General features: G+C 70.1%; 4 protein-coding genes. 1 reads left to right on the plus strand and 3 read right to left on the minus strand.

Annotation, left to right across the window (positions count from 1 at the left end; all coding sequences use genetic code 11):
• The 3 genes from ABDW35_RS32035 to hutI form a co-directional block, all read right to left on the minus strand.
• On the minus strand, positions 1-1,723 hold a 1,723-nt coding region (locus ABDW35_RS32035), incomplete at its 3' end, for a polysaccharide biosynthesis/export family protein (RefSeq protein WP_343717899.1).
• 124 nt (positions 1,724-1,847) lie between these two features.
• Positions 1,848-2,375 carry a lytic transglycosylase domain-containing protein gene (locus tag ABDW35_RS32040; RefSeq protein ID WP_343717902.1) on the minus strand — a complete coding sequence of 176 codons (528 nt, stop codon included), beginning with the start codon at positions 2,373-2,375 and terminating at the stop codon, positions 1,848-1,850.
• A gap of 109 nt (positions 2,376-2,484) precedes the next feature.
• Positions 2,485-3,696 (minus strand): imidazolonepropionase, encoded by a 1,212-nt coding sequence (gene hutI / locus ABDW35_RS32045; protein ID WP_343717900.1) that lies wholly within the window; start codon positions 3,694-3,696, stop codon positions 2,485-2,487.
• Between the two features lie 68 nt (positions 3,697-3,764).
• On the opposite strand from hutI, the gene ABDW35_RS32050 reads away from it, so the two are divergent.
• Positions 3,765-4,988: formimidoylglutamate deiminase (locus tag ABDW35_RS32050; RefSeq protein ID WP_343717901.1), on the plus strand; the 1,224-nt coding region annotated here is incomplete at its 3' end.

Raw genomic sequence — 4,988 nt, forward strand, 5'->3', positions numbered from 1 at the left:
TCTGGGGGCAGGCGCGATTGACCTGCAGGGAGCCGCCCGACTGGGCGTTCTGGAAAGTCTGCCGGGCGTTGCGGAAACGGCCGGTGGAGTCGTTCCGCACCGCCTCCGCCAGCGACCGCAGGCCGAGGCAGCTGCTGCTGACGCTGTTGGCCGGCGGCAGGCTGGAGGTCAGCGTTTGACTTGAGGCCTGGACGTTCTGCGACAGGTCCGGCGCGGATGAACGGGCCTGGGCCGGCTGGACCCCGGCCAGCAACGACTGGACGTCATCCGAGCCGAGATAGCGGATGTCCTCGCGCGACAGCACGATCAGCTTGTCGCGGTCATGCAGGCGGAGATTGCCGCCACCGCGCAGCGCCACGCCCAGATTGACCGGCACGAATTTGCGGATCCGCGTGGTCGGATCGGTCGTCTGGATGATGCCGAACGGCAGATAGGCGTCGTCCGCCAGGATCGGCGGGTCCGCCAGCAGGGCGCGCAGGGTTGGCGCGCTGGTCAGCGGCCGGACGCCGGCGACGGTGACGTTGCCGGTGATCGAGACGCTGCCGACGCGCAGATCCTGCGACAGCGTCACCTGGATGATGTCATTGGTCTGCACCGGCACCGCGGTCTGGCCCGACAGGTTCTGGACCTGGTCCTGGCCGTTGCGGTCGAGCCGCAGCAGGTTGAAGCGGTTGCCGGCCGGGCGGATCGGGCCGCCGGCATAGTCCAGCATCTCGGCGACGCTGAGCGGGCCGGCCGCGTCGGGCGGCATCTCGAAGATGCCGGGCCGGACCACGTCGCCGGCGACCGCGACGGTGCGGCCGATCGTTGGGATCGAGATCCGATCGCCGTCCTGCAGCAGCAGATCGGCCTCGTTGCTGTAGCCCATCAGGAAGCCGTAGAGATCGACCACCTTGGTCTGCCCCTGCCGGATCAGCGAGACCGTGCGCAGCGAGCCCGTCTTCTTGATGCCGCCGCCCGCGGTCAGCGCGTCGACCAGCGTCGAGAAGCTGGTCAGGGTCTGGGTACCGGGCTTGACGACCTCGCCGGTCAGGGTCACCGAGATCGCCCGGACGTCGCCGAGCGACACGAAGGCCTCGGTCGAGACGTAGTTCTCCTTTACCCGGGTCTCGATCTCGCGGCGGAGATCGCCGAAGGAGCGTCCGGCGGCCGGGATTGGCGGCAGGTCCTGCAGGATCAGCCGGCCCTCGCGGTCGACCGTGGCGCTGATGCCCTGGTTCACCTGGCCGCGCAGCGTGACCACGATCTGGTCGCCGATGCCGATGACGTAGCTCTCGCTGACGGCGCCGCTGACCACCTGGCTGGCCACCGCACCGCCGCCGAAGACGTCATAGCCGAACTGGGCGATGTCACCGCTCAGACGCCGCTGATAGTCCGCCTCGATGCGCGAGACGGGCGCGGCGGCGACGGTCGATGACGGCAGGCCCGGCGTGACCACGGTGGGTTCGGTGACCTGGGCGGGCGTCGTCGTCGGCACGCGCGGCCCGCTCGGGATCGTCACGCCGTCGGGCTGGATGCCCTGCTGCTGCAGCTGCGACGGGCTGATGCCCAGCTGCTGCAGCTGGTCAACCAGCGCGTTCAGCTGGGCATGGCCGGCGACCGGGGTCAGAATCAGCACGCCGCAGGCCAGGAGGGCCGGACCGATGCCGTAACGAAGGGTCCATCGGAGTCGACGCGCCTCGCCCTGCCGGTCGCGGCGACGGTCACTGTGCACAGGCTTCATGGTCCCCCGCTTCTGACGTCTTCTCAAATGCCCGATCACGGCGCTGATCGAGACAACGCCCCCAATGGTCCAACTTCTGAACGATCTGGCCGGGAAAGGAAACTCGAATCAACCCATTGTCCCCTCAACCTGACACGCAGACTTCGATCGGCCCTGCCCCCTGGCCGCGAATCTTCTTCAGTCGCTCCAGCACCCGGCAGGCATAGGCGAACTGCCGATCCGGGTCGCTGGAATGATAGTGTGCGATGGCCTGCAGCCAGTTCCCGTACTGATTGAACAGCCGCCGCAGGAAATACGCGCCGTAGATCACATTGTATTGTGGCTGAAAGATGAGCGTGTAGTCCGGCAGCGTCTGCTTGTGATATCGCAAGGAAATCTGCATGCAGCCGACATCGATGTTGGGGCTCTCACCACCGCCGTTGTCTTCGATCGCCGCCTTCATCGCGGCCAGGCTGCCCGGAAACATCGGCGTGCCGCCGACATTCAGCGCCCAGGGATAGGGATCGCCCTTGCCGCCCGATTCGGTCTGCGCGATCGCCAGCAGCATGCCGCGGGGAATGCCGAAGGCCCCCTCCATCGCCAGGATGTAAGGCGTGCAGCTCTCCTGGGCCCGCGCCGGCGCAGCCGTCGCGGCCGAGCCGAGCAACACCATCGCGAGCACCGCGATCCGACCGAATCCCCTCACCAACGCAACCGGCTTCCCCCGCCAATCGATGCGACGCTTCTAGCACAAAGCTCCGATTCGGCAGAATACCGGGATATCAGACAGCCCGACCGCCCCGGATCACCGCACGACACGGGTTATAGGCGATGCGGTAGGACAGCTCGGCCGGGTCGGCCACGTCCCAGAACACCAGGTCGGCCGCGAGGCCGGGAACGAGCCGCCCGCACTCATCCGCCAGGCCAAGCGCCCGCGCCGCGTTGCGGGTGACGCCGGCCAGCGCCTCCTCCGGCGTCAGGCGGAACAGGGTGCAGCCCATGTTCAGCATCAGCAGCAGCGAGGTCGCCGGCGAGGTGCCCGGATTGTTGTCGGTGGCCAGCGCGATGGGCACACCGTGCCGGCGGAACGCCCCCACCGGCGGCAGCTGGGTCTCGCGCAGGAAATAATAGGCGCCCGGCAGCAGCACCGCGACGGTGCCGGCCCGGCCCATCTCCTTGGCGCCCGATTCGCTGGTGTATTCGAGATGATCGGCCGATAGCGCCCCGAACCGGGCGGCCAGCGCGGCGCCGTCCTGGTCGGACAGCTGGTCGGCATGCAGCTTCACCGGCAGGCCCAGCGACTTGGCGGCGCGGAACACCCGCTCGACCTGGGCCGGCGAGAAGGCGATCTTCTCGCCGAAGGCGTCGACCGCGTCGGCGAGGCCGTCCCGGGCGACGGCCGGCAGCATCTCCTCGATCACGCGGTCGAGATAGCGGTCGGGCTGGTTGCGGTCTTCCGGCGGCACCGCATGGGCGCCGAGGAAGCTGCGGCGCACCCGCAGCCCGCTCTCCTGCCCCAACCGGCCGGCGACGCGCAGCATCTTCGCCTCGGTCGCCAGGTCCAGCCCGTAGCCGGACTTGATCTCGACGGTGGTGACGCCCTCGGCCGCCAGCGTATCCAAACGCCTGCGGGCCGAGGCCAGCAGCTCCTCCTCGGCCGCAGCGCGGGTGGCGGCGACGGTCGAGACGATGCCGCCGCCGGCGCGCGCGATCTCCTCATAGCTGGCGCCGTGCAGCCGCATCGCGAATTCGCGGGCCCGGTCGCCGCCATGGACCAGATGAGTGTGGCAGTCGATCAGACCCGGCGTGACCCAGGTGCCGCCGGCATCCTCGACCGCGACGGCCAGGCGGTCCGGGGCACCGGGCAGGTCGGCCTGCCGCCCGACCCAGGCGATGCGGTCGCCCTCGATCGCGATCGCGCCCTCGGGAATGGCGCCGTAGCCGTCGCCCGCCATGGTCGCCAGCCGCGCATTGATCCACAGGCGATCCCACATCCCTCTTTCCCTTCGGCCATCCGGGTCTATTCTGCCGCACCGCGCTTCATCTCACGGGACGCCGCCTCTTGACCACGCGCTATTTCGCCGACACCGCCCTGCTGGCCGATGGCTGGGCCGAGAATGTCCTGATCGAGGTCGATGACCGGGGCGACATCACCGGCGTCACGGCCGGTGCGGAGCGCGGGGATGCAGAGGCGATCGCCGGCGTCGTCCTGCCCGGCATGGCCAACCTGCACAGCCACGCCTTCCAGCGCGCCATGGCCGGGCTGGCGGAGACCACGGCCGGCCCCGGCGACGATTTCTGGAGCTGGCGCGAGCAGATGTACCGCTTCGTCCGCGTGCTCGACCCGTCCCAGGTCGAGGCGGTGGCCGCGCAGCTCTATGTCGAGATGCTGAAGGCCGGCTACACCTGCGTGGCCGAGTTCCACTATCTGCACCACCAGCCGGACGGCACGCCCTATGCCGACCGGGCGGAGCTGTCGCGCCGGGTGATCGCCGCGGCGAAGGCGACCGGCATCGGCATCGCCCATCTGCCGGTGCTGTACAACACCGGCGGCTTCGGCGGGCAGAAGGCCGGCGACGGCCAGCGCCGCTTCCTGAACGATGTCGACGGCATCCTCGACATCATCGGCCGGCTGCGGGCCGACCATGATGGCGACCCGGATGTGCGCATCGGCGTCGCCCCGCATTCACTGCGCGCCGTGCCGCCGGAGATGCTGGCCGCGACGGTCGCGGGCATGACCGCGGCCGACCCGTCGGCGCCGATCCACATCCACATCGCCGAGCAGGTGAAGGAGGTGGAGCAGTGCCTGGCCTGGAGCGGTGCCCGGCCGGTCGAATGGCTGCTCGGCCATGCCGAAGTCGACGACCGCTGGTGCCTGGTCCACGCCACCCATCTGACCGAGGCCGAGACGACGGGGCTGGCGGCCAGCCGCGCGGTCGCCGGGCTGTGCCCCACCACCGAGGCCAATCTCGGCGACGGGCTGTTCCCCCTCGCCCCCTACCTCGCCGCCGGCGGGGCGCTCGGCATCGGCTCGGACAGCCACATCTCGGTCGGGGTGATCGAGGAACTGCGCTGGCTGGAATACGGCCAGCGCCTGACCCAGCGGAAGCGCGGCGTCGCCGGCGGCCCGGCCCGGCCCTCGGTCGGCGCCACGCTGTTCCAGGCCGCGATCGACGGCGGCGCCCGCGCAGTCGGCCGCGCCACCGGCCGGATCGAGGCCGGCGCCCGCGCCGATCTGATCGTGCTGGACCCGGACCATCCGGCGCTGATCGGCCGGCACGGCGAC

Origin of the sequence: Inquilinus sp., from assembly GCF_039594555.1 — a bacterium.
In the GTDB taxonomy this organism is placed as follows: domain Bacteria; phylum Pseudomonadota; class Alphaproteobacteria; order DSM-16000; family Inquilinaceae; genus Inquilinus.

Bases quoted from the DNA above. Each gene is read 5' to 3' on its own strand.
- hutI (WP_343717900.1), bottom strand. From the start codon at position 3,696: ATGTGGGATCGCCTGTGGATCAATGCGCGGCTGGCGACCATGGCGGGC.
- ABDW35_RS32040 (WP_343717902.1), bottom strand. From the start codon at position 2,375: ATGGTGTTGCTCGGCTCGGCCGCGACGGCTGCGCCGGCGCGGGCCCAG.